Annotated in this window: 22 protein-coding genes and 1 tRNA gene; 17 read left to right on the forward strand and 6 right to left on the reverse strand. The window is 31.6% G+C overall.

Translation table 11 applies throughout. The features are described from left to right. Positions 1-2: 2 nt before the first annotated feature. From Ollyesu_RS08680 to Ollyesu_RS08705, 6 genes are all read left to right on the forward strand, one after another. A complete protein-coding gene (locus Ollyesu_RS08680; RefSeq protein WP_279300830.1) occupies positions 3-1,124 on the forward strand; it encodes a BT_3928 family protein in 1,122 nt (373 codons plus the stop codon). Between the two features lie 12 nt (positions 1,125-1,136). After that, complete coding sequence (locus tag Ollyesu_RS08685; protein ID WP_279303069.1) at positions 1,137-2,213, forward strand: ABC transporter permease; 1,077 nt, start codon at positions 1,137-1,139, stop codon at positions 2,211-2,213. A gap of 11 nt (positions 2,214-2,224) precedes the next feature. Beyond that, on the forward strand, positions 2,225-2,974 hold the full coding sequence (gene tpiA / locus Ollyesu_RS08690) for a triose-phosphate isomerase (protein WP_279300831.1): 750 nt from the start codon (positions 2,225-2,227) through the stop codon (positions 2,972-2,974). A 194-nt stretch (positions 2,975-3,168) separates the two neighbouring features. Continuing rightward, on the forward strand, positions 3,169-4,008 hold the full coding sequence (gene prmA / locus Ollyesu_RS08695; protein WP_279300832.1) for a 50S ribosomal protein L11 methyltransferase: 840 nt from the start codon (positions 3,169-3,171) through the stop codon (positions 4,006-4,008). A gap of 234 nt (positions 4,009-4,242) precedes the next feature. After that, the gene (locus Ollyesu_RS08700) at positions 4,243-5,076 is read left to right on the forward strand and encodes a M57 family metalloprotease (RefSeq protein ID WP_279300833.1); all 834 of its coding nucleotides are present in this window, start codon (positions 4,243-4,245) and stop codon (positions 5,074-5,076) included. A gap of 90 nt (positions 5,077-5,166) precedes the next feature. After that, positions 5,167-5,442, forward strand: a complete 276-nt coding sequence (locus Ollyesu_RS08705; RefSeq protein WP_279300834.1) for an ATP-dependent Clp protease adaptor ClpS — start codon at positions 5,167-5,169, stop codon at positions 5,440-5,442. Positions 5,443-5,473: 31 nt separating this feature from the next. Here the strand turns inward: Ollyesu_RS08705 and Ollyesu_RS08710 are convergent, their stop codons facing one another. From Ollyesu_RS08710 to Ollyesu_RS08720, 3 genes are all read right to left on the reverse strand, one after another. Then, complete coding sequence (locus tag Ollyesu_RS08710; protein ID WP_279300835.1) at positions 5,474-5,677, reverse strand: DUF2892 domain-containing protein; 204 nt, start codon at positions 5,675-5,677, stop codon at positions 5,474-5,476. Positions 5,678-5,841: 164 nt separating this feature from the next. Further along, positions 5,842-5,915 (reverse strand) — tRNA-Arg (locus Ollyesu_RS08715). A 64-nt stretch (positions 5,916-5,979) separates the two neighbouring features. After that, positions 5,980-6,132 (reverse strand): SsrA-binding protein, encoded by a 153-nt coding sequence (locus Ollyesu_RS08720; protein ID WP_279300836.1) that lies wholly within the window; start codon positions 6,130-6,132, stop codon positions 5,980-5,982. A 543-nt stretch (positions 6,133-6,675) separates the two neighbouring features. On the opposite strand from Ollyesu_RS08720, the gene Ollyesu_RS08725 reads away from it, so the two are divergent. Further along, positions 6,676-8,661: an endonuclease gene (locus tag Ollyesu_RS08725; protein WP_279300837.1), complete on the forward strand. Its 1,986-nt coding sequence runs from the start codon at positions 6,676-6,678 to the stop codon at positions 8,659-8,661. Positions 8,662-8,724: 63 nt separating this feature from the next. On the opposite strand, the gene Ollyesu_RS08730 is transcribed toward Ollyesu_RS08725, so the two are convergent. Beyond that, the gene (locus Ollyesu_RS08730) at positions 8,725-10,584 is read right to left on the reverse strand and encodes a M56 family metallopeptidase (RefSeq protein WP_279300838.1); all 1,860 of its coding nucleotides are present in this window, start codon (positions 10,582-10,584) and stop codon (positions 8,725-8,727) included. 2 nt (positions 10,585-10,586) lie between these two features. After that, positions 10,587-10,946, reverse strand: coding sequence for a BlaI/MecI/CopY family transcriptional regulator (locus tag Ollyesu_RS08735; protein ID WP_279300839.1), 360 nt, complete (start codon positions 10,944-10,946; stop codon positions 10,587-10,589). A 182-nt stretch (positions 10,947-11,128) separates the two neighbouring features. Here Ollyesu_RS08735 and Ollyesu_RS08740 point away from each other — a divergent pair, with 182 nt between their 5' ends. Both Ollyesu_RS08740 and Ollyesu_RS08745 read left to right on the forward strand, forming a co-directional pair. Further along, positions 11,129-12,070: a calcium/sodium antiporter gene (locus Ollyesu_RS08740; RefSeq protein WP_279300840.1), complete on the forward strand. Its 942-nt coding sequence runs from the start codon at positions 11,129-11,131 to the stop codon at positions 12,068-12,070. A gap of 45 nt (positions 12,071-12,115) precedes the next feature. Further along, positions 12,116-12,490 (forward strand): hypothetical protein, encoded by a 375-nt coding sequence (locus tag Ollyesu_RS08745; RefSeq protein ID WP_279300841.1) that lies wholly within the window; start codon positions 12,116-12,118, stop codon positions 12,488-12,490. A gap of 99 nt (positions 12,491-12,589) precedes the next feature. On the opposite strand, the gene Ollyesu_RS08750 is transcribed toward Ollyesu_RS08745, so the two are convergent. Next, positions 12,590-13,609, reverse strand: coding sequence for a glutamine synthetase beta-grasp domain-containing protein (locus tag Ollyesu_RS08750; protein WP_279300842.1), 1,020 nt, complete (start codon positions 13,607-13,609; stop codon positions 12,590-12,592). A gap of 188 nt (positions 13,610-13,797) precedes the next feature. Between Ollyesu_RS08750 and Ollyesu_RS08755 the strand changes: the two genes are divergently transcribed. The 8 genes from Ollyesu_RS08755 to Ollyesu_RS08790 all read left to right on the forward strand — a co-directional run bounded on the left by Ollyesu_RS08755 (position 13,798) and on the right by Ollyesu_RS08790 (position 25,082). Continuing rightward, positions 13,798-15,984: a glutamine synthetase III gene (locus tag Ollyesu_RS08755; RefSeq protein ID WP_279300843.1), complete on the forward strand. Its 2,187-nt coding sequence runs from the start codon at positions 13,798-13,800 to the stop codon at positions 15,982-15,984. Between the two features lie 194 nt (positions 15,985-16,178). Next, positions 16,179-17,114 (forward strand): hypothetical protein, encoded by a 936-nt coding sequence (locus Ollyesu_RS08760; RefSeq protein ID WP_279300844.1) that lies wholly within the window; start codon positions 16,179-16,181, stop codon positions 17,112-17,114. 358 nt (positions 17,115-17,472) lie between these two features. After that, positions 17,473-18,972 (forward strand): hypothetical protein, encoded by a 1,500-nt coding sequence (locus Ollyesu_RS08765; protein WP_279300845.1) that lies wholly within the window; start codon positions 17,473-17,475, stop codon positions 18,970-18,972. Between the two features lie 409 nt (positions 18,973-19,381). Continuing rightward, a complete protein-coding gene (locus tag Ollyesu_RS08770) occupies positions 19,382-21,313 on the forward strand; it encodes a hypothetical protein (protein ID WP_279300846.1) in 1,932 nt (643 codons plus the stop codon). 132 nt (positions 21,314-21,445) lie between these two features. Beyond that, entirely contained in the window at positions 21,446-21,961 is a 516-nt protein-coding gene (locus Ollyesu_RS08775) for a hypothetical protein (protein ID WP_279300847.1), read from the forward strand. 10 nt (positions 21,962-21,971) lie between these two features. Beyond that, entirely contained in the window at positions 21,972-23,168 is a 1,197-nt protein-coding gene (locus Ollyesu_RS08780; RefSeq protein ID WP_279300848.1) for a CsgE family curli-type amyloid fiber assembly protein, read from the forward strand. 10 nt (positions 23,169-23,178) lie between these two features. Then, the gene (locus Ollyesu_RS08785; protein WP_279300849.1) at positions 23,179-23,577 is read left to right on the forward strand and encodes a curli assembly protein CsgF; all 399 of its coding nucleotides are present in this window, start codon (positions 23,179-23,181) and stop codon (positions 23,575-23,577) included. 17 nt (positions 23,578-23,594) lie between these two features. After that, positions 23,595-25,082, forward strand: a complete 1,488-nt coding sequence (locus Ollyesu_RS08790) for a CsgG/HfaB family protein (protein ID WP_279300850.1) — start codon at positions 23,595-23,597, stop codon at positions 25,080-25,082. Positions 25,083-25,121 lie beyond the last annotated feature (39 nt).

Here is a 25,121-nt window from a genome sequence, read left to right on the forward strand (position 1 = left end):
ATATGAAATATTTAGTAGGTTTTTTAAGAATATTTGTTGGTATATTTTTTATCATTTCTGGATTTATAAAACTAAATGACCCAATTGGGTTTGCTTTTAAATTAGAAGAATATTTTGGTCCAACCGTTTTAGATTTACCATTTTTAATTCCTTATGCTCTAGGTATTTCAATAATAGTAGTCGTTTTAGAAGTGTTGTTAGGTGTCTTTCTAATTATAGGTTATAAACCTAAATTTACGGTTTGGAGTTTACTGTTAATGATTGTATTTTTTACGTTCCTAACTTTTTATTCGGCTTATTATGATAAAGTTAAAGATTGTGGATGCTTTGGTGATGCGATGAAGATGGATCCATGGGAAAGCTTTGGTAAGGACGTTGTCCTACTGGTTATGATTTTGGTTATTTTCTTCGGAATTAAATATATCAAGCCTTTATTTGGAAAGTTAGCAACAACTATCATTTCACTATTAAGTTTTATTGCTTGTTTAGGATTTGCGTATCATGTATTAATGCATTTACCAACTATAGATTTTAGACCATTTAAGGTTGGGAATAACATTACAGATAAAATGATAATTCCAGATGATGCTCCAAAACCTGTTATTGAATATACATGGACCTTCAACGAAAACGGAACAGAAAAACAATACATCACAGATGGGTCTTATCCAGAATCTCCTGGTAAATATGTTGATGTAACTACCAAAACCATATCTGAAGGGTATGAGCCACCAATTCATGATTTTTCTATTGAAAAAGATGGCGAAGATTTTACTGAAGATATTTTAACCAGACCACATGTTTTATTAATTGTTAATTACAATCTCGCTAAAGCAGAAACGGAAGGTTTAAAAGCTGTAAAAGCAACAGCAGACAAAGCTTTAGCTAATGGTTATGACGTTATTGGTTTAACAGCATCAGGACCAGAGGAATCTGCAGCAATTAAGGAGCAATACAAATTAGGCTTTGACTATTATTTTTGTGATGAAACTGCGTTAAAAACCATTTTACGTTCTAATCCAGGAATTTTAAAATTAGAAAAAGGAACCATAATCCAAAAAGTCCACTGGAATGATGTAGATGAGTTAGAATTGCCTAAGGTTGAAGTAATATTTAAAGAGTAAACACATAAAAAACTGATACGATACTTACTAAATAAAATCGGTTACGCACTACTCACTTTATTTGGAGTAGTCACAGTTATATTTTTATTATTTAGTGTACTTCCTGGTGATCCAGCTCAAATGATGTTAGGTCAAAATGAAGATAGTAAGCAGTTAGCCATCGTCAAAAAAAAGTATGGTTTTGATAAGCCAATAGCCACACAGTATCTGTACTATTTAAACGATTTGTCTCCACTATCCTTTCATTCTAAAACAGAAGGACATTACACATATTTAAGTCAGAATAAATATACTGCAAAATCACTATTTTCAATAGGAAACACAACCACAGTGTTGAAGTTTCCATATTTACGCGAATCCTTTACTAAACAAGGCAAAAAAGTCAGTCAAGTCTTAGGCGAAACCTTACCAAACACCTTTGTGTTAGCAGTAACAGCAATAATAATTGCAATGCTATTAGGCATGATGTTAGGCGTGATTTCAGCATTAAAAAAAGATACATTTATAGATAAAAGTATTCAGGTTTTAAGTACATTGGGTATGAGTGTCCCTTCCTTTTTTAGTGCTATTTTATTTGCTTGGATATTTGGGTTTCTATTACATAAATACACCAATTTAGAAATGACAGGTAGTCTTTACGAATTAGACGATTTTGGAGAAAAAATGCACATCAAATGGAAAAACCTTATTCTTCCAGCAATTGTTTTAGGGATCAGACCATTAGCAGTTGTTATTCAGCTAATGAGAAACTCCCTATTAGAGGTCTTTAATCAAGATTATATCAGAACAGCAAGAGCAAAAGGCTTATCCGAGTTTCAAATTATAAAAAAACACGCTATTAAAAATGCACTAAATCCTGTAGTAACAGCAATTTCTGGTTGGTTTGCTAGTATGTTAGCAGGTGCAGTATTTGTAGAGTATATTTTTGGTTGGAACGGATTAGGAAAAGAAATAGTCAATGCACTAAACACTTTAGATTTGCCTGTAATTATGGGTTCTGTGTTAATTATAGCGTTACTCTTCATTATAATTAATATTTTTGTTGATATTATCTATACGTGGTTAGATCCAAAAGTGAAATTAGAATAAAATACAATATCATGAGAAAAAATATAGTAGCAGGAAACTGGAAAATGAATAACGGATTGTCACAAACACAAGCGTTAATTACAGGATTAAAAAAGCAAACAAAAACGTCAGAAGCAGAAGTAATGATTGCGCCATCTTTTACCAATTTATGGCATGCTTTTGAAGCGTTAAGACAACATGATATAGAAGTAGTAGCACAAAATATGCATTTTGCAGAAGATGGTGCTTACACAGGCGAGGTCAGTGCAGGAATGCTTAAAAGTGTAGGAATCCAAACGGTTATTTTAGGACATTCAGAGCGTCGTGCCTATTTTAATGAAGACGATGCTACATTATCCAAAAAGGTAGATGCAGCACTAGCAAATGATATGCGTGTCATATTCTGTTTTGGTGAGGAATTAGCAGACCGTAAATCAGGTAATGAAGAAACAATTGTAGAAGCACAAATTAAAAATGCACTGTTTCATTTAGACGCATCAGCATATAAAAATATTGTTTTAGCCTACGAGCCAGTTTGGGCAATAGGTACAGGTGAGACTGCCAGCCCAGAACAAGCGCAAGACATGCATAAATTCATTAGAAAAACTTTACAAAACCAGTATGGAAACGATGTTGCAGATAACATGACTATTCTTTATGGTGGTAGCGTAAAACCAGCAAATGCTAAAGAAATTTTCTCAAAGCCAGACGTGGATGGTGGATTAATTGGAGGTGCTTCACTAAAAGCAGAAGATTTTTACGCCATAGTCAACGCATTTTAAAACAATAATTTGGGCGTTACCTTTATCCTGATTTGAGATCAGGATAAAGGTCGCGCTATCCACTATATCTTTTTTGCGCATAAGCGCACACAAAAAAGGATGTCGTTACTATCGCTAACGCATTAGCCTATGGTTAAGGTAAACATAAATGGCAATTAAAATGTCAATCGTAATTTATAATTCAATAATCACACATGTCAGACAACATATACATAGGCTATTATTTTAAAGTAGAACCCTTACAACCTGCAACCGAAATTTTGATTGCAGAATTAGGTTATGCAGGATTTGAAAGTTTTGTAGAAACCGAAGGTGGAGTAACAGCTTATATCCAAAAAGAAGAATGGCAAGAAGATATATTAAAAGATATTCAAATTTTAAATTCTGACGAATTTAAAATCACCTATACTTTTGAAGAGATAGAACAAACCAATTGGAATGCAGAGTGGGAGAAAAATTTTAATCCAATTGTAGTAGATAATGTATGTGCAGTTAGAGCACCATTTCATGACCAATTCGACACGCAGTACGAAATAATCATTGAGCCAAAAATGAGTTTTGGCACAGGACATCATGAAACCACACATATGATGATTCAGCATATTCTTAAAAATGATTTTAAAGACAAATCTGTATTAGATATGGGTTGCGGTACTGCAGTACTAGCAATTTTAGCTGAGATGAAAGGTGCCAAACCAATAGATGCAATAGACATAGATAACTGGTGTTATTTAAATAGTCTAGAAAATGTAGAACGTAATAATTGTAAACATGTTTCGGTTTTTGAAGGTGATGCGTCATTGTTAGAAGGAAAAAATTATGATGTTATTATTGCTAATATTAACCGTAATATTCTACTTAATGATATTAAAATCTACTCTAAATGTCTAAATCCAAAGGGCAGTTTATTTTTAAGTGGTTTTTATGATACTGATATCCCTCTAATAGAAAAAGAGTGTTTAACTAATAATCTTATTTTAAAGGATTCTTTAAAAAGAAATAATTGGGTTGCCCTTAAGTTTGAAAACGAATAATACAGTCATACTTTTTAATTTTCGACAAAGCACATAAAATTTTAACATTAAAAGTGTCTAAAATGTATCATTTGTGGCTAAAACCACAATAAATATTTCTTGTAAATAATTACCTTTAACTTGATAATTATCTCACATAAGATTAATAGCAAATTCCTTAAACTAACTTTTTTAAGATTGTGTGAAACATTTTACGTAAAGCAAACCATTTATTAATTTAAAATTCAAATCAAAATGAAAAAAATTAAATTTATGGCTTTAGCTAGCCTATGTTTTATTTTAGGGTTACAATCTTGTCAAAAAGATCAAGACAGTATTATAGATGAAGAAGTCTCCCAAACACGAGAGGTCTCTGCTGAGGTTTTAGAAAAATTAGCCAACGCACAGATTAATACCGACAATGTAAAAATCGTTGACTTTTATTTGCCAGATGGTACAACTAAAGAAATGGTAGAAATGGAAGGAGATATTTACATGAGTGAAGAAGACATTTTAGAACTCAACCAAGTTTCCGATAATGGTAGAAACTACCGTACAAATAATTTAGTATCTCAAGGTAAAACGATATCTATTATTGGTTATACTGGTGGAGGCGGTTTTGGATTGTCAAATAAAGAAAGAACTGCTTTGCAATGGGCTGTAAATAATTACAATGCATTAAGTGGTGTTTCTATATCGTTTCAACTATCTTTTGGAACAAATTATCAGTCTAAGGACATGGTAGTATATCACAATCCTAATCAATCTGGAGCAGGTGGATCTGCTGGTTTCCCAAGTAATGGTAATCCAAACAAGTTTGTTCAAATTTATGGGCTGAATGGCTATAATACTAATGTTGTAGAGCATGTTATAACTCATGAAATCGGTCATTCTGTTGGATTTAGACACACAGATTGGTTTAACAGAGCTAGCTGTGGTCAAAACGTAAATGAAGGTGCTGGGTCTATTGGTGCTATTGATTTAGGAGGTAATGATCCTGCTAATTCTGTTATGCTAGCATGTTTTAGTAGTGGAGAAGATGGAGAATTTGGCGCTGATGATGTTAGAGCTTTAAGAATCATGTATTAACTGTAGACCAACTATAATTTTAAAGGCTTTTGTGACGACAAAAGCCTTTTTTTTCTAATATTTTTTTACATTTATAAAAAAAAAGTCTCAATGAGTACTAGAGAAAAAATACAAGAACAACACGACGTTGACACTTTAGAACAAAAAAACAACGAAATTGTATTATATAACGATGATGTTAATACCTTTGACCATGTTATAGATACATTAATTTATGCTTGTGATCATACACCAGAGCAAGCAGAGCAATGTTCTATTTTAGTACATTATAAAGGTAAATGTACAGTTAAAACAGGTGTTTACGAAGAACTTGAGCCAAGATGCACCATGCTGCTTGATGCAGGATTAAGCGCAGAAATAGTTTAAAAAAAGAGCCTTTTGTAAAAAGGCTCTTTTTTTATTTTGTTCTACATGTATTAATGCCAATAATGCTATACAAAGGGCAAAAATTAATAAAACTTGTCACCAAAAATATAATAGCTACAGCCATTAATATGTAAGCAGTTGTTCCTGTTATGACATCTAGAAAGTATAATAAAGCAATAACTGCAGCAGCTAATACTCTTAGACTTTTATCTAATGCTCCCATGTTTTTTTTCATGATACTATAATTTAATAATAGTACTAAATGTAGTTAATACAACTAAAAAAAGCAAGCTAACATTTAGCTTGCTTTGTTAAAAAGGATTTCCTTTCTATCAAAGGATCGATTTAAAAACAAAAAATCCAATTAACTAAATATCAGTTAATTGGATTTTAATAAAGTGACCTCGACAGGATTCAAACCTGTAACCTCTTGAGCCGTAATCAAGTGCGCTATTCAGTTGCGCCACGAGGCCTTTTTTTGTGGGTGCAAATATATTTCTTTTTTATATAAACATCAAAATTTTAAGACAATTAAAATTAGTCTAATGCATTTTTGGTTACATAAACTTTCCAACCAAAAATAGCCATCTGTAATTTAGTGGCTTTGCTTAAGTCTAATTTTTGCTTTGTATAGCTAGGAAGTAGCATCTTATTAAGTTTAGCTAATACTTTAAATGCTTGCTTTTTCATTATTTATGATTTCCTCAAAATTATTCTTTTATTATGTGTCTGCCAAAAGTTGCTTATAATTTTAAAAATAGTAAAACTTATTCTAGACTAAGTTTTACATTTTTGGTTTAAAGCATAATCGATGTTAAAATATCGACTATTAGTTTGGCAAGTGTTAGCATAATTTTAAAGTTTTAAGGGTTAATAAACATCCATTTTTCAGGATTGTTTTTTGAAGATATATTTTTTCAATATTAACCACCAAATAAAAACACTGAAATCTATACAATTGACTTTACTTTTATAAGTCAAAAAATATAATATGTTTTAATATTTACTGTTACCTCTTGATTAAAGTTTTAATATGTAATATAAATTATAAAATAAGGTTTCATACTGAAGTAAATGTAGAGGCCTTTTTTGCATTTTTATTTTTGTCAAGGGAGTTTTGATTTAAAAAAGTACTAAAATTGATAGTTCTATTTTTTTAATTTAAAAAGTTAATTAATCACTCGACAAAAATAAAGACCAACATTAAGTACTATATTTGCAAAAATTAATGTTATGAAAAATTTATTAGTGCTAGTCTTTTTATTATTTGCAACTTTAAGTATGTCTCAAGTTGTAATTAACGAATTAGACTGTGATACACCAGGAATTGATGATATGGAATTTGTTGAATTATTATCTGATACTCCAAATTTTCCACTTGATGGTTATGTATTAGTGTTTTTTAATGGGTCTACGTCTGGTGGTGATTCTAGTTATTTTACTGTTGATTTAGATGGTTATACTACAGATGTAAACGGTCTGTTGCTAATAGGTAGTAATACAGTTACGCCTTTTCCACAACTAATTATAGCAGCTAATACTATACAAAATGGTGCAGATGCTGTTGCATTATATTTAGGTGATGATACTGATTTTCCTGAAGGGACTCTGGCTACTCAAACCAATTTAGTGGATGCATTATGTTATGATACAAGTGATTCAGACGATACTGTTTTAATGGCATTATTAGGAGTTACAGAGCAAATTAATGAAGGTTCAAGTAATAATACCAATTCTATCCAACGTTTTGATGACGGTTTAGGCAATCCTAATAGTGTAACTTACACCTCAACAACACCAACACCTAGAGCTTTAAATGATGGAAGTGGGATTGTGTTAAACGGACTATTAATAACGGTTGCTCAAACGCAATATAATGAAGGAGATACTTTTAATATTGACTTTACTACAGAGCAAAATGTAGATTCTGATTTAAATTTTAATTTTACTTTAAATAATGGAGGATTTAATACTTCAGATTATACAGGAAATACATCGCTCACTATTCCAACTGGTCAAAACTCTGTCTCAACTACAATTAGTTTAATAGATGATACAACTGATGAAGGCGATGAAGTCATGGAAATAGTAGTATCAACTTTGCCAACAGAGTATTTAGCATTAAATAATAATATTGAAGTAAGAATAGTAGATAACGATTTTACTATGGCACCTTTTGGTGTACCCACTAGTCAGCCATACCCAAACTTAAATCCTGCTCCATTGACGGTACAAAGCACGCAACCAGTAGGTTATTATGATAGTTTAGATGGATTGTCTGGTGCTAATTTAGAGCAAGCCTTACAAGATATAATTGCTGAAGAAGGCGTAGTTAGAGCACAAACTTATAGTGATGTTATTGATATATTGGAAGAAGCAGATCAAAACCCAGCTAATAGTAATCAAGTGTGGTTAGTCTACACAGAGCAAGGTCGTGCAAAATTAGATTTTCAAACTACATCCAATAATTTTGGAACATGGAATAGAGAACACACATTTCCAAGATCGTTAGCAGGCTACAATAGTATTGATTTAGACGATATTAGAGATGGTAAGGATGTTTTTTGGAATACTACCGCAGATTCTTTAAGACATGGTAATAGTGATGCACACGCTTTACGTGCTGCAGATGGACCAGAAAATAGCTCTAGAGGAAACCAGCATTATGGGCAGTACAATGGACCTACAGGTAATACAAGTAGCTTTAAAGGTGATGTGGCTAGAAGTGTTTTGTATATGCAAATTAGGTATAATGGACTAAGCGTGGTCAATGGTTTTCCAACCACCACTGGACAAATGGGAGATTTAGCCACCATTTTAGATTGGCATAGAAATGATCCTCCAGACGATTTTGAAATGAATAGAAACAATGTGGTTTACACTTGGCAATTTAACCGTAACCCATTTATAGACCATCCAGATTTGGTCGAATATATTTGGGGAAATCAAGTTGGAAATCCTTGGAGCCAACCATTGAGTGTTACAGATTTTAACCCAGAAGCTATTAAGGTGTATCCAAACCCAGTAACCGATAGATTATTTATTTCTGGAAAACAACAAAATTATAATATTGCTATTTTTTCTTCGGAAGGTCGAGCTGTGTTAAACCAAACTATAACTAACAATAGCTACGTAGATTTAAAATTAGCAAGTGGTTTATATCTAGTTAAAATTGAAGCAGAAGGCGATAGCTTAATCAAAAAGATTATTGTTGAATAAAGTATAATTCAAAATAAAAAAAAGACCTTCAATTGAAGGTCTTTTTTTTATATAATAATAGTTTTATTTTTTTGTCTTAATTTCAATCACTCCATCTTTACCTTTATCCCCATAAAGCTTTTTAGCTTGCTCTCCTTTAATAACATTCATACTTTTGATATCATCTGGGTTTAAAGATTTTAATTCTCCTTTTTTAGCTTCTTTGCCATCAATAATAATTAATGGTGTTTCTCCATTACTACTTCTTATTTCAATATCACTGTCTGCAGAATTTTTTACTTCTATTCTTTTTTTTATGGTTTTACCGTCTTTATCTTTAATTATAAAAACATTAGAATCTTCTGTGCTGTTTATGTCATCTACTGTTATTTCTTTTTTAATGATGAAAGTGTTTTTATTAGGATTTGCATCATTTTTAATCTTCATAATATGAATGCTATCATGTTTTTTGCCAACCCATAAAGTATCAGTATTAATATACTTTGTAACGATTTTTGCCTTTATCTTTTCACCATCAGCACCATCCATTACAATAATATGACTGTCGTCTATATCTTCTAAGTCGACATGAATAGAGTCTTTACTTTTCCAAATAAATGAATTGCTTTTAATACTATCGTTTTTATTCTTAATTATAACTTTTACATCTTCATGATGTTTATCATTATCATCAGATGAAATGACAAAAACATTATTCCCTTTTTTCTTTGTTATAATTTTTGTGTGATCATCATTGGTAGAAAAATGATAGTCTTTTCCGTGTTCAGGCTTACCGTTTCCTATTGATACACTATTTTTAGTTTGGTCAAATATTATCTTTATAGGATTAATCGGATTATCTGAGTTTACGCTAAAATTTGCATTAGAATCTTTAGTTTTGGCAGAGATTTTTATTGCGATAATCTCACCACTAGAGTTTCTCTTAACGCTTTTAAACTTTAAGGTAACATCTTTCTTTTTAAACTCCTTTTCAGCTTGAGACAATTCAGCATCAGTTGTATACTTATTTATCATAAGTATTTCTATATCACTTGTTTTATTTGGTGTAGTATTAGTTTCTTTATTTGTTTTGGTAATGTAGATGTCTTTGGTATTAAAGCTCATTAAAAATAATGCTAGTGCTGGAAGTATTAAAAAGTATTTCCACGCATTTAAGGTACTTGATTTTGACTTGTGTAACATAATGATTCGTTTTTTGAGTAATGAATTGTAAAAATTATTAGCAATAGCTAATTTATAATTTGGTATTGTGACTTTAAGTAAAACCTGCTGATAACTAATATCACAATTGGCGTTACTTTGTGCTTTTTGGTCTGCAATAAATTCTAAGTTTTGCTGCATTTCTTTTTTGTATAACCAAATAAAAGGATTAAACCAAAACACAATACAAGCTAATTGTGTGACAATAATGTCTATCGAATGGTATTGCTTTGCATGAATTTTTTCATGATTAATTATATGGCTTAATTCGTCTTTGTTAAACTGATTAGGGTTATAAACTATCCAATTAAAAAATGAAAACGGTGAGACCTTATTATTTGTTTCTATAAGTTTAAAATTTTGAATGGACTTGTAAGGTTTGTTGTAAAGTTGATGTATAAGAGAGCTAGTTTCAAAAATTAGTTTGATACTAAAAAAGAGTATGCCAATAGCGTAGCACCATTGTAGTGTATTATAAAAGTTAAAAGCAGAATTGCTTTGTTGTTGAGTTATTACAGTGTCCTTAATGCTAATAGTTTGGGTAGGAACATCCAGAATTTCAATATATACAGGTATTACTAACAAAGGTATACATGCCGATATGATTAATCCAATAACAAAAAACCATCGGTTTGCTTGGAAAAACGTTTCGCGTTGTAAAAACAATTTATAGCAAGCATAAAATAGTATGATAACTGCAGAAGCTTTTAAAAAATAATCCATAATTAATCTTGTTTTTCTATTAAACGAATAATCTCTTTTAATTCATCAATACTTATTTTTTCCTCCTTGGCAAAAAATGAGACGACGTTTTTATAAGAGCTATTAAAATAGTTGTCTATAGCTGTATTCATAAATTTTTTACGATAGTCTTCTTTTTTAATAATAGGGAAGTAACGGTGTGTTTTTCCAAATGCTTCATAACTAACATACCCTTTCTCTTCTAGATTTCTAATCATTGTAGACAGCGTGTTATAATGCGGTTTGTCTTCTTTTATTTCGGCCATAACATCTTTAACAAAAGCATGTTCTAGCTTCCATAAAATATGCATGATTTCTTCTTCTTTGTTTGTTAATTTTTGCATTTTTTAGAATTTTATTAACTTCTTAAAAGCAAACATAACTAAAAAAATAGTTATATAACTAAAAATATAGTTTTTTAACTATTTTTTTAGTTTTGTGTTGAATAGTTTTTACTGTGTAGAAAAAATAGAAATGGAATTTATCTAATAAAAATTCTAACTGTATATTCGCAAAAAAATAATGTATGAGTGTTGCTTTTTTAATATTAGGATTCGTGCTTTTAGTTATAGGAGGAGAGTTTTTAGTAAGATCTTCAGTTGCGTTATCATTTAAGCTTAACATATCTAAAATTGTAATAGGTATGACGGTTGTGTCTTTTGCAACGTCTGCTCCAGAGCTTTTAGTTAGTTTACAAGCAGCTTTAAAAGGCTCGCCTGCAATTGCTATTAATAATGTGGTAGGTTCTAATATTGCCAATATAGGTTTGGTGTTAGGGATAACAGCAATAGTTGGAGCAATCGCTATAGATAAGTCTTTTTATAAGTTAACTTGGCCAGTCATGATGTTGTTTTCAATAGCGCTATACTATTTTCTTTGGAATGACAATCAGTTAATTGCTATTGAAGGTGCAGTATTGTTTATTGGATTAATCATCTTTATTGTTTATTTAATTAGAAGTCAGAAATCTTCAGACGATATAGAAGACGTCGATGATGCTTTAGCAGTAGTGTCCAACTTTAAAATTATAATTTGGTTAATAATCGGAGCAACTGCATTGTATTTTGGAAGCGAGTGGTTAGTCAAAGGAGCCACTCAAATTGCAACAAGTTTAGGTGTTAGTGAAGCTGTTATTGGTGTAACCATGATTGCTATTGGTACTAGTGTGCCAGAACTTGCAGCATCTGTGATTGCTGCTGCTAAAAAAGAAAAAGCAATTTCATTGGGTAACTTAATAGGTTCTAATATTTTTAATATTGGGTCTGTTTTAGGATTAACGTCAATGGTAAAAATAATACCTGTGACAGAGCCTTTAATTCTATCTCGTGATATATTTTGGATGCTCATTTTTGCAGTATCAGTTTTAATTTTAGGGCTTTTGCCAAAGCAACACGAAATAGGAAAAGTAAAAGGCTTTGGGTTAGTTTTAATCTATGGTGTATTTATATTTTTAGCTTTTAAAGGGTAAAGGCGTCATGTGTCACAATAACAGTCTAAAAAAAATAGAAAAATAATGAAGAGTATTTTTTCCATAATAATCTTTCTAATAACTTTAATTGGCTATGCGCAGGAAAAAGAATGCATAGATTTTAAAGTTGGAAAATTTACCTATTCAAATCCAGATTATTCAGATTTAATCACAATACGTAAAGACACATTACAAATAGATTATTATCCTAATTTAGGTTGGGAATTAACTAGTAAAGTTAATTGGTTAAATGATTGTAAATATGAAATTATTTATACAGAAGTTAATGACTCAAAACTAGACCTTTTAATAGGAGTAAGGTTTGTTATTGAAATAATTGAAATTAATAGTAATAAGATATTGTGCAGAACAGTTTCAGAAGGTTTAACGGTTGAACAAGAAATGATTAAAATAGAATAGCAATATTTATATTACATATTTATTTAATGAGCTATAAAACAAAAAAACGCTTTCTAATTTTAGAAAGCGTTTTTTATTGGATTTAACTATTAATCAAAATTATGTAATATTTGCTGATTTCACAGTCTTAATAATACGACCTGCAATTTTATAAGGATCTCCATTAGAAGCTGGACGACGGTCTTCTAGCCAGCCTTTCCAACCTTTTTCAACAGTGATTATTGGAATACGTATTGAAGCACCTCTATCTGATACACCATAACTAAAGTCATTGATAGATGCAGTTTCATGGTCTCCAGTTAAACGTTGGTCATTAAACTCTCCATAAACTGCAATATGCTCTTTTACAACTGGTCTAAAAGCTTCACAGATTTTTTCATAAGTTTCTTGAGAACCACAAGTTCTTAATACAGTATTAGAGAAGTTAGCATGCATACCAGAACCATTCCAATCCATATCTTTACCTAAAGGCTTCGGGTGGTATTCTATATAGTAACCATATTGTTCTGTTAATCTATCAAGAAGGTATCTTGCTATCCATATTTCGTCACCAGCCTTTTTTGCACCTTTTGCAAATAATTGAAACTCCCATTGTCCAGAAGCTACTTCTTGGTTGATACCTTCAAAGTTTAAACCAGCATCAATACAAAGATCAGCATGTTCTTCAACTAAATCTCTACCATGTGTATTCTTTCCACCAACAGAGCAATAATACATCCCTTGAGGCGCAGGATAACCACCAATAGGAAACCCTAATGGTAATTGTGTTTTGGTATCCATAATAAAATATTCTTGCTCAAAACCAAACCAGAAATCATTGTCTTCATCTTCAATAGTTGCTCTTCCATTAGAGATGTGAGGAGTTCCATCTGCATTTAAAACTTCAGTCATCACTAAATAACCATCTCTTCTAGCTGGATCTGGATAAATAGCTACTGGTTTTAAAAGACAATCTGAAGATCCACCTGACGCTTGCTTGGTTGAGCTTCCGTCAAAAGACCAAATGGGACAATCTTCTAATTTTCCACTAAAGTCATTTTCAACTTTAGTTTTACTTCTCATGTTTTGTGTTGGAAAGTAACCATCCAGCCAGATGTACTCTAATTTTGATTTACTCATGATAAAAATTCGTTTTTGGTATTAATTTTAGCAAATATAGAATAATTTTAAAATCACCCATTAAAAAATAAGGGTCAAAATATAATTTTTATTAAAAGACTGTTGATAACCCTATTTTTTTTAGGGTATATCATTTTAGGTGTATAAAAATTTGTAATTTCGTAAAATAATTAATTTAAAAAGAAGATATGTCAACACTAAGATTTCATGCCATAAAAGAATCTTTAAAACATAAACCTATAGTTATTAAGGAAAAACAGCGTCGCTCTGAGATTTTCGGTGCTAATGTATTTGGTGAGGCTACTATGCGTCAATATTTAACCAAAGAGGCATTGTCCAGTGTTATGGATGCCATTCAATTTGGAAAAAAAATAGATCGTGTTATAGCGGATCACATTTCTACAGGAATGAAAGAATGGGCAATTTCTAAAGGAGCTACACATTACACACATTGGTTTCAACCTTTAACAGGTGCTACTGCAGAAAAACATGATGCATTTTTTGAAACTATTGGTAATGGGTTAGCAATAGAAAAATTTGGTGGTGGGCAGTTAGTGCAACAAGAACCAGATGCCTCAAGTTTTCCAAATGGTGGTATTAGAAACACCTTTGAAGCAAGAGGATATACTGCTTGGGATCCTACCTCTCCAGCTTTTATTTATGGTACAACTTTGTGTATTCCTACTGTATTTGTGGCTTACACAGGAGAGGCTTTAGACTATAAAACACCTTTATTAAGAGCATTACAAGCTGTAGATAGCGCAGCAGTCGCAGTCTGCAAATATTTTGATAAAAATGTAAAAAAAGTTAATGCGTCTTTAGGTTGGGAACAAGAATATTTTTTGATAGATCGTGATTTGGCAATGTCAAGACCAGACATTGTGCAAACAGGTCGTACTTTGTTAGGACATTCTCCTGCTAAAGGTCAGCAATTAGATGACCATTATTTTGGAACCATACCTAATCGTGCCATGTCTTTTATGCGCGATTTAGAAACCGAATGTATGTTATTAGGTATTCCGGTTAAAACTAGACATAATGAGGTGGCTCCAAATCAATTTGAATTAGCGCCAATTTATGACGAAGCTAATTTAGCAGTAGACCATAATTCCTTATTAATGGATGTTATGGATAAAATTGCAGACCGACATAATTTTAAAGTCTTATTTCATGAAAAACCTTTTGCAGGTGTTAATGGATCAGGAAAGCATAACAATTGGAGTTTAAGTACAGATACAGGTGTTAATTTATTAAGTCCAGGAAAAACACCTATGAGTAATCTTCAGTTTTTAACCTTCTTTATTAATACTATAAAAGCAGTGCATGAAAACGAAGAATTGCTACGTGCTTCAATAGCATCAGCAAGTAATGACCATCGATTAGGTGCTAACGAAGCGCCTCCTGCAATAATATCTGTATTTATAGGAGCGCAATTAACAAAAACGTTAAATGAGTTAGAAAATGTAACCGATGGTAAGTTGTCTCCAGAAGAAAAAACTGACCTTAAATTAAATGTAGTCGGTAAAATACCAGATGTGTTATTAGATAATACAGACAGAAACCGTACGTCTCCTTTTGCCTTTACAGGAAATAAATTTGAGTTTAGAGCAGTAGGTTCTACTGCCAATTGTGCCAATCCAATGACGGTTTTAAATGCTATTGTAGCTAAGCAACTTATAGATTTTAAAAGAGAAGCTGATGCATTGATAGATAAAAAAGGAATGAAAAAAGATGATGCGGTCTTCAATGTATTAAGAGAATACATAAAACAATCTAAAGCTATTTTATTTGAAGGAAATGGATATGGAGAAGCGTGGGAGAAAGAAGCAAAAAAACGAGGATTAAGTAATAATAAAACAACTCCAGACGCTTTAAAAGCCAGAATATCTAAAAAAACGTTGCAATTGTTTGATGAATTAGGTGTCATGAATACTATTGAAGCTGAAGCGCGTTATGAAATAGAAATAGAAGAATACACAATGCGTATACAGATTGAAGGACGTGTTTTAGGTGACATTGCTCGTAACCATATTGTGCCAACAGCTGTAAAATATCAAAACTTACTAATAGACAATGTTAAAGGATTGAAAGAAATTTATGGTAACGACTATAAAAAACTTGCCCAAGAGCAGCTAAATTTAATTGAAGAAATTTCAAGTCATATTGCCAATATTAACTCTAATGTTACAAAGATGACTGAAGCGCGTAGAAAAGCTAATTCTATTACAAACGAAACTAAAAAAGCATTAGAGTATTGTAAAACAGTTAAACCCTTGTTTGATGATATTAGGTACCATTGCGACAAGTTAGAGTTGTTAGTGGATGACGAGTTATGGCCACTTACAAAATATAGAGAGTTATTATTTACAAAATAGAATTTTCAAACTTTACTTTTAAAGCCTTTCTATCTAGAAAGGCTTTTTTTTTGTAACAGGAATTACTAGTAAGTTTTACATTACAACGATTAAATTGTAAGCTTATCGAAAAAAAAGTCTCATTCTTCAAAAGCGCTTTTATGCTGCGAATATTTGACTTAGATTTATGATGCTATTAATCAATATATTTAAACATGAAAAAAATTTTTCTCAGCGCAGCTGCGCTCATGTGTGGGACAATAATGTTCGCACAATCTAACGTCAGTGATGTAGATCAAACAGGTACTTCCAATGATGCTGACGTTTTCCAACAAGGTGCTGGTAACGATTCTGATGTCGATCAGTATGGTGCTGTACCAACAAATCCCAACAGTGGAGAACTTAATGATGCAGATGTGTATCAATTAGGAGACTTAAACGAAGCTACAGTCAAGCAGGCTGGAGACCGTAATCTTGGAGATACTTACCAAGAGGGTAATCGTAACAGAGCTAGAATTGATCAAGGAGTCAATTTTGCAGAAGATAACATAGCTTATGCAAATCAGCTTGGTAATCGAAACAGATCTAATCAAATCCAACGATTTGATAATAATTTTTCAGATACTGATCAAGACGGAAACAGAAACAGAGGGAGACAATACCAAAGTTCTGGTCCTAATCAATCACCTGGTAACACTGCTTATTTGACACAGTTAGGTAATAGAAACTATTCAAATCAAGATCAGGTTGGTAACGATAATTTTAGTGATGTAAACCAAACAGGAAACGATAACGAGTCAAGAGTATTCCAAGTTGGTATCAATAACGCATCAAATGTAGATCAAACAGGAGACTTAAACGAGTCTTATGTGTCGCAAACCGGAGATGATAACATTGATGATACAGATCAAACAGGAGACAGTAATTATGCTTCAACTATTCAAAATGGAAATTTAAATAACTCTACTACCTTACAATTAGGAAATAATAACAATAGTCTAGTAGATCAAAATGGATTTTCACATTTAAGCAATGTCTACCAAGCTGGAGATTTAAATTCAAGTACTGTAAGTCAAAACGGTACTACACATGTAAGTGATGTAGATCAAATAGGTGATTCTAATTCATCTATTGTTACTCAAAACGACTAGTAATAATAGTTTTACTTTAATTTCAATATATAAAAGGACTCTTAATTTAAGAGTCTTTTTTTTGTTTTGTTTTGTTTTGTTTGTTTGAATTATATCTATGCTATACTATAAATATAATAACAAGTAATTTTTATGTGTTATAGTCATTTATAGATGTTTTATACGTATAGGTACGTACTTAATTGTTTGATTTACAATATTTTAATTGAGGGTTTTTCTTACTTGACTCTGTAGCTTATCTTATTAAATTTCCTTTTTAACGAAAAAAAGTACTTTTCACATGAATATATAATGATGAAAGAATTTGGTGCTAATTAATAAGCTATATTTGAAATGCTATTAATCAATATATTTAATTATGAAAAAACTTTTTTTCAGCGCAGCTGCGCTAATGTGTGGGACGTTAATGTTCGCACAATCAAACAACAGTGATGTTGATCAAGTAGGAAGCGGAAATGCTTCTGTAGTATCACAAACTGGAATGACCAATAACTCAGATGTTGACCAAGTAGGAGATACAAATGATTCTGATGTAATGCAGAATGGTGTATCTAACGATTCTGATGTAGATCAATTAGGTAACGATAACGAAGGTGATGTTATCCAATTAGGAGACAATAACGAAGCAGACATCCACCAAGGTTTTGGTTCTGGAGCTTCTGTTAATGACAATAACACAGCATCTGTTACACAAACAGGAAATGGTAACATAGGACACATTGACCAATATGGTGATACAGATGGTTCTGATGATAACAATTCTGCTATCAATCAAACGGGAGATGGTAATTTAGCTTACAACAGTCAAGTTGGTGATTTTAACAACTCAACTCAAGATCAAAATGGAGATAGTAACTCTAGTTTTGTTAATCAAAACGGAGATACCAATTTTTCTGATGAAGATCAAACGGGAGACTCAAATACCAGCTCAACTTCTCAGAACGGAGATAATAACTACTCTCAAATGTGGCAAAATGGTAATTCTAACAGTAGTACAATAAGTCAAAATGGTGATTTTAATACCTCTCAATCTTATCAAGGGTTTACAGGAGATAATAATAGTAGTACAATAGATCAAATAGGAGACAGTAACTATTCGTATTTAGCACAAGTAGGAAACTCTAATACTAATGATACAGACCAGAATGGAATGTCTAATTTCTCTGTAGTACAGTCTTATGGAGATTTAAACATGTCAAGTACAGACCAAATGGGTGATAATAATGATAGCTGGACAGATCAGTTTGGTAATTCAAATACCTCAGATACGGAGCAATATGGTAACTCAAATGATTCTTATGTAGGTCAATTTGGAGATAATAATAGTTCTTTAGTGTGGGAGTACGGAAATGATAATGACAGTGATGTTAATCAAAATGGAAATGGAAATACATCTTTAGTTCGTCAAGGTGCTCCTTTTGATGCTGTAACTGCAGCAAGTGATAATAATACAAGTACAGTAAATCAAACAGGTGATGGTAACTGGCAAAGTACAGATCAATATACTCCTGCTGGAGATGGATCTGACTTTAATATAAGTACAGTAACACAAACAGGAGACAATAACTATAGTTTTACAGCTCAATTTGACGATAATCATAATTCTGATGTAGATCAAATAGGAGATAATAACCATAGTGAAGTCCGTCAACATGGTGACGCTAACTCTTCTGTAGTATTATCGACTGGAGACTTTAATATTAGTGATGTTAATCAATCTGGTTTAATGCACACAAGTACTGTTAATCAATTAGGAGATTTAAATAATTCTGATGTAGATCAAACAGGAACTACTCATAATAGTACTGTAGATCAAATAGGTAACTCTAATACGTCAACAGTTATTCAGAACGACTAATTTAGACACATTATAATAATTAATAAAAGGCTTGATTGTAATCAAGCCTTTTTTGGTTATACAATTATTTTTAACACTAAAGTTGATGTACTGTGTGTTCCAATAACTTTGATTTTTCAATCATTTATTATAATGTATCTAGTAGTTAGACGTATTTCTATATAAATGTTAATTTCAATACCTTTAAATGTACGTAGTTCTACGTAGTTACCAGTAATATAAGGGGTTTAGCAAGTTTTAGTAAAATTATATATTGTAAGAAAATACTTGCTAAATTGTGCGTTTTATCGTATAAATAAGAAATGTTGACGAAAAAAGTGTTAAAAACAGATGTTTTTTTGATTATCAAATTTTATGAGTAGATAAATTCTGTATCTTTGAAAAGCTATTAATCAATATATATTTAAACATGAAAAAATTATTCTTCAGCGCAGCTGCGCTTATGTGTGGAACACTAATGTTCGCACAATCAAACAACAGTGATGTTGATCAAGTAGGAAGCGGAAATGCTTCTGTAGTATCACAAACTGGAATGACCAACAACTCAGATGTCGATCAAGTAGGAGATACAAATGATTCTGATGTAATGCAGGATGGTGTATCTAACGATTCTGATGTAGACCAATTAGGTAACGATAACGAAGGTGATGTTATCCAATTAGGAGACAATAACGAAGCAGACATCCACCAAGGTTTTGGTTCTGGAGCTTCTGTTAATGACAACAACTCAGCATCTGTTACACAAACAGGAAATGGTAACACAGGACACATCGACCAATATGGTGATACTGATGGTTCTGATGGTAACAGTTCTGATATTAATCAAACAGGAGATGGTAACTTAGCTTACAACAGTCAAGTTGGTGACCTTAACATATCTACTCAAGACCAAGATGGTATGTCTAACACATCATTTGTAACACAAAATGGAGACAGTAACGATTCTGATGAAGACCAAACAGGAGACAACAACACATCATTTACTGATCAGACTGGAGACATGAATAGTTCTGATGTTGTACAAACTGGTAACAGTAATAGTTCTGATGTTGACCAATTAGGAGATGGTAACGATTCAACTGTATGGCAAGGTACTGTAGGAGACAATAACACAAGTACGGTATCTCAAACAGGTGATGACAACGATTCATTTGTATGGCAAGATGGAAATGATAACCTTTCTGACGTAGATCAAACTGGAAACAACAATGATTCTTATTTAGATCAATGGGGTGATTTTAATACTTCTGATATAGATCAAGATGGTGACGGAAATGAATCTGATGTTTTCCAAGGATATAATGGTGACAACAATAATAGTGTTGTAGATCAAAATGGAGATAACAATACATCTTATGTTTTTCAAGATAATGACTTAGGTGGAGGAAATGATTCTTCTGTTACTCAAACAGGTAATGACAACGACTCTGATGTAAACCAAGATGGTGAGTCTAATACAAGTGATGTTGACCAAACAGGAGACATGAACGTGTCAGATGTAGACCAAGATGGTGATACAAATGATTCTGATGTTGACCAATTAGGTAACATGAATGATGCTTCTGTTGATCAAGACGGTGATTCTAACTCTGCATGGATTGACCAACAAGGTGACAGTAATATGAGTTCTGAAACTCAAACAGGTGATTCTAATATTGCTGAAAACCAACAAATTGGTAACTCAAACATCTCTGATATTGACCAAACTGGTGACAATAACTATGGTGGAGCAGGACAATATGGAGATATGAACCAAAGTGATATTGACCAAATTGGAGATTTCAATGGTGCATTAACAATCCAGACTGGAGATTCTAACTATTCTACGCAAAATCAAGTTGGTAACGCTAACACAGCAATTACTTATCAAACAGGAGATATGAATAACTCTTATGTTGACCAAATCGGTGACAGTAACTCAGCGAGTGCTAACCAATTAGGTGATGGTAACCAATCTGATGTTGATCAAAATGGTAACTTAAATAACAGTACAACTGCACAAACAGGTAATAATAACGTATCTGTAGTTATGCAAGATGGTACTGGTAACATTAGCCAAGTAACACAAACAGGTATGGATAATAACTCTACTGTTGACCAAGATGGTACAGGTAATAATAGCTCTGTATCTCAATTAGGAGACTTACATTTATCTACTGTTACTCAAAATGGAATGTTAAACAACAGTATTGTTGACCAAGATGGTTTCATGCATGATAGTTCTGTTAACCAACAAGGAAACATGAACTCTAGTATAGTTGATCAAAACGGAACAACTCATACAAGTACTGTAGACCAAATTGGAAACGGTAACTCATCTTCTGTAACTCAAAATGACTAAGCAGAAGCTTTTATAAAATAGATTATTTTATTAAATAATTATAAGGTATAAGAGCATTAATTTGCTCTTATACTTTTTATAACAGATATATTTTTATAACTTACAAGTAGATATATCTTAAAACTTAAGACTATGAAAACTATATATAAATTCTTAATAGTAGTTTCTATACTAATGTCAGGTAACTTTATCACAGCTCAAACTTTTGAAGCTACTGATGATGCTACAGATATTTCTGGTTTTGAAACACAGTCTTCCCAAGAAAACTTTTTATTAAATCAAAGTGCTACTACTGCTAGTGTTACTAGTTCTGACAATGCTATTTTTATAGCTCAAATAGGTGATAGCAACAATTTAATTAGTAATACAACATCTACAGAAAGTAACATTACTGTCATACAAAATGGTGACGAAAACCTGACTGTACTTGATATTAATAGTACAACCTTAAAAGAAACTGTAATACAAAATGGTGATAATAACACATTTTTAGATTATAGTCCATTCAGATCAAATTTAAGAAATGCGACTATTAATCAAACAGGTAATAATCAAAATTTAACTATGTTTGGTTCTAACTCTTTGTCAGAAAAAATCAAAATTTCTATGCAAGGACAAGACCAATCCATTATCATAAGAAATTTTTAACAATAGTATTATGTTTTTGTGTTTAAACCAAAAAACAATAATATTTTTTGTTATCATTCTCTTTGCCTTTAGTGCTAAAGCACAACTATATAATACAGAAGTTGAAGCTAAACTTCAAGTCAATCAAGACAACGATTACATCAATATCAAAGGTATAGCCATTAATAAAACTCAAACTACCAAAAACTTGAGTTATAAATTGTCTGTTTTTAAAACAGATGAACAACAAAACAAATCTAAAAACGAACAAAGCGGTCAGTTTACTTTAGATTCCAATCAACAAAATGACCTATCAACTACATCTATTAACTTTGATCAAAAAACTAAAGTAATTATTCTTCTTTTAGTTTTTGATACTAATAAAAATATTATTGGCAAAGACCGAGTTGTGTTTAATGACGATGGTCAAAATAGTATTAATAAAGTTGAGGTACTCAAAGATATTGCAGCAAAAGTAGAAGACACATCCATAAAAATTAATGCTCAATTAATCAATAACGAGGTTGAAGCCAAAATACAAACTAATCAACAAAACGATTTTACCACTATTAAAGGTACAGCCTTTAATAAAACTGAGATTACTAAAAGCCTTATTTATAAACTAGTAGTTTTTAACAAAGATGAAAGCTTAAACAATATAGAAGAATTAAAGAATGAGCGTTTTATTTTATCTGCAAATCAAAAAATAGACTTATCCTCAATTTCATTTAAGTTAGATGAAAACGAAAAGAAAATAGCAGTATTATTAATTTATGACTTAGATAATAATATTATTGGACAAGACAGAGTTGTTTTTAACGAGAGTTTAAATGAAGAAGAAGAGAAAAAAAAGCGCATATTAGAAAAATTAAAACAGGAGCAAGAACAATCTCAAGATATTAATACAGAAGTAAGGGATGGTCTAGAACTAAAAGGAATTGTAGTTGAGGATACTAAAACCAAACCAGGAAGAGATTTTTACAAACTGTTTTATTCTTTATATACTCAAAATAACATAAACGGTAATCAAGTAGTAACCATAAAAGAAATTTTAGCTATTGGTAGAAACACGAAAATAGAAGTTATAGTTGGAGATGATAAGATTTTTTCGTTTTTTGTAAGACCTAGTACAGAGTATTTAACTAAAATGAATGATTATGCCATAATCAATGTGTATAAGCATTTCAAAAATCTTGAAAAAGAATCAAAAACAGTAAAACGCTATTAATTATTTAGTCATGAAAAAATTATTAACTTTTTTAATATTCTTAGCTGGATATTTTTGTGTAGGTCAACAACTCACTTATAAGCCTATAAATCCTGCTTTTGGAGGAGAGACCTTTAATTACCAATGGTTATTAAGTTCTGCAAATGCTCAAAACTCGTTTACAGATCCTAATGCCGATTTAGATAATGACGAAAGTTCTTTAGAAGCTTTCGCTGAAAATTTAAATAGACAAATTTTAAGTCAATTATCAAGGTCATTATTTCAAACACAATTGGGTGACGGATTACAAGAAGGAAACTTCAGTTTTGGTAGCTTAGCTCTAGAAATTTACGACTCTGCAGAAGGGCTTGTCATTAACATTCTAGATACTGACACAGGAGAACAAACACAAATTATAGTCCCTAACTAATCACTTAACTTCACATCATGATAAATTTTAGACCTGCTTTTGCAGTCATATTATTTTTAATCTTAACCAGTTGTGGCGCTTTTTTTAATCAACCTTATAAGCAAGAAAGAGCTAGAATTGGAGAATCGACTCCAGTTACCAGTAAGTTAACCCAGTTTCCACTACCACAAGAACCAGTTGTAGCAGGTGTTTATAACTTTAAAGACCAAACAGGTCAATATAAAGCTGTAGAAAATGGAAGTACCTTTAGTACAGCTGTATCTCAAGGTGGTACAACCATGTTAATTAAAGCGTTAGAAGATTCTAAATGGTTTACAGTAATAGAAAGAGAAAATTTAGGAAACCTTTTAAACGAAAGAAACATTATTCGATCTACCAGAGATGAGTATAGAAAAAACCAAAATCCAAACGAACCTAATTTACCACCACTACTATATGCTGGCGTATTACTTGAAGGTGGAATAATTTCTTACGACACAAACATCATCACTGGAGGTGCAGGAGCTAGATATTTAGGTATAGGTAGTTCTACACAATATAGACAAGATAGAATAACCGTATATTTAAGAGCAGTCTCTACATCAAGCGGAAAAATTTTGAAAACCGTTTATATTTCTAAAACAATTTTATCTCAAGCAGTATCCGCAAACTTATTCAAATATGTTAAGTACCAACGTTTATTAGAAACCGAAGTAGGTTTTACTAAAAACGAACCTGTACAACTAGCAATGAAAGAAGCAATTGAAAAAGCTGTAGAATCTTTAATTATAGAAGGAATAAAAGATAAATTATGGTTACCTAGATTAAGCGAAGAATCTACTGCACAACTTATTCAAGATTATGATGCAGAAAAAGATGAAGCCATCTCAACAGAATTGTACGAGAGATTTTTAACAGAACGTCGAGGTGATTACGCCATTACTGGTGCTTTAGGAGGTACATTAATTAACGGAGATTTACCAGACCCTCAACCAGAATTTAATAGTAAAATAGGTCTCAAACGTTCTCTTAATCCTTATCTAAGTTTAGGATTTACTTACAACAAATACAACTTAGAAAATAAAGAGATTTTAAACGAAGGCTTTATGTCTTTTGATTTAAATATAGAATACAGGGTGTTACCGTTCGACAATTTTACACCTTATCTTTTTGCAGGTGTTGGTACTAATGCTTCAAACTATTTTAAAGCAATCGACCCAAAATTGCAAGCGGGAATTGGTTTGGAATATTTAATACAAGACAATCTAGGCGTGTATCTTTATGGAGAGCATAATCTTGTGTTTTCAGATGAAATTGATGGTGTAGTAGCTGGTAGTATTGATGATATGTTTTATCGATTTGGTTTAGGAGTCAACTACTATTTGTCTAAACCACAAACTAAATTCAACCAAAGAAAAGAATTAGAAAAGCTTCAAAAAGCAGAATTAAAGGCACAAAAGAAAGAAAATCGTAGGTTAATGCAAGAGAAAAATAGAGCAGAACGCCAAAACAGAAAAAATAATTAATCTGTTAAATTTTAATTTAACATTTAAATAATTGAAACA

Origin of the sequence: Olleya sp. YS (assembly GCF_029760915.1) — a bacterium.
Classification (GTDB): domain Bacteria; phylum Bacteroidota; class Bacteroidia; order Flavobacteriales; family Flavobacteriaceae; genus Olleya.

Excerpts from the sequence above, each read along its gene's own strand:
- prmA (WP_279300832.1), top strand. The coding sequence starts at position 3,169 with ATGTCAGACAACATATACATAGGCTATTATTTTAAAGTAGAACCCTTA.
- Ollyesu_RS08710 (WP_279300835.1), bottom strand. The coding sequence starts at position 5,677 with ATGAAAAAAAACATGGGAGCATTAGATAAAAGTCTAAGAGTATTAGCT.
- Ollyesu_RS08780 (WP_279300848.1), top strand. The coding sequence starts at position 21,972 with ATGTTTTTGTGTTTAAACCAAAAAACAATAATATTTTTTGTTATCATT.
- tpiA (WP_279300831.1), top strand. The coding sequence starts at position 2,225 with ATGAGAAAAAATATAGTAGCAGGAAACTGGAAAATGAATAACGGATTG.
- Ollyesu_RS08725 (WP_279300837.1), top strand. The coding sequence starts at position 6,676 with ATGAAAAATTTATTAGTGCTAGTCTTTTTATTATTTGCAACTTTAAGT.
- Ollyesu_RS08680 (WP_279300830.1), top strand. The coding sequence starts at position 3 with ATGAAATATTTAGTAGGTTTTTTAAGAATATTTGTTGGTATATTTTTT.
- Ollyesu_RS08785 (WP_279300849.1), top strand. The coding sequence starts at position 23,179 with ATGAAAAAATTATTAACTTTTTTAATATTCTTAGCTGGATATTTTTGT.
- Ollyesu_RS08765 (WP_279300845.1), top strand. The coding sequence starts at position 17,473 with ATGAAAAAACTTTTTTTCAGCGCAGCTGCGCTAATGTGTGGGACGTTA.
- Ollyesu_RS08720 (WP_279300836.1), bottom strand. The coding sequence starts at position 6,132 with ATGAAAAAGCAAGCATTTAAAGTATTAGCTAAACTTAATAAGATGCTA.
- Ollyesu_RS08700 (WP_279300833.1), top strand. The coding sequence starts at position 4,243 with ATGAAAAAAATTAAATTTATGGCTTTAGCTAGCCTATGTTTTATTTTA.
- Ollyesu_RS08705 (WP_279300834.1), top strand. The coding sequence starts at position 5,167 with ATGAGTACTAGAGAAAAAATACAAGAACAACACGACGTTGACACTTTA.
- Ollyesu_RS08770 (WP_279300846.1), top strand. The coding sequence starts at position 19,382 with ATGAAAAAATTATTCTTCAGCGCAGCTGCGCTTATGTGTGGAACACTA.
- Ollyesu_RS08790 (WP_279300850.1), top strand. The coding sequence starts at position 23,595 with ATGATAAATTTTAGACCTGCTTTTGCAGTCATATTATTTTTAATCTTA.
- Ollyesu_RS08745 (WP_279300841.1), top strand. The coding sequence starts at position 12,116 with ATGAAGAGTATTTTTTCCATAATAATCTTTCTAATAACTTTAATTGGC.
- Ollyesu_RS08750 (WP_279300842.1), bottom strand. The coding sequence starts at position 13,609 with ATGAGTAAATCAAAATTAGAGTACATCTGGCTGGATGGTTACTTTCCA.
- Ollyesu_RS08735 (WP_279300839.1), bottom strand. The coding sequence starts at position 10,946 with ATGCAAAAATTAACAAACAAAGAAGAAGAAATCATGCATATTTTATGG.
- Ollyesu_RS08755 (WP_279300843.1), top strand. The coding sequence starts at position 13,798 with ATGTCAACACTAAGATTTCATGCCATAAAAGAATCTTTAAAACATAAA.
- Ollyesu_RS08740 (WP_279300840.1), top strand. The coding sequence starts at position 11,129 with ATGAGTGTTGCTTTTTTAATATTAGGATTCGTGCTTTTAGTTATAGGA.
- Ollyesu_RS08775 (WP_279300847.1), top strand. The coding sequence starts at position 21,446 with ATGAAAACTATATATAAATTCTTAATAGTAGTTTCTATACTAATGTCA.
- Ollyesu_RS08760 (WP_279300844.1), top strand. The coding sequence starts at position 16,179 with ATGAAAAAAATTTTTCTCAGCGCAGCTGCGCTCATGTGTGGGACAATA.
- Ollyesu_RS08730 (WP_279300838.1), bottom strand. The coding sequence starts at position 10,584 with ATGGATTATTTTTTAAAAGCTTCTGCAGTTATCATACTATTTTATGCT.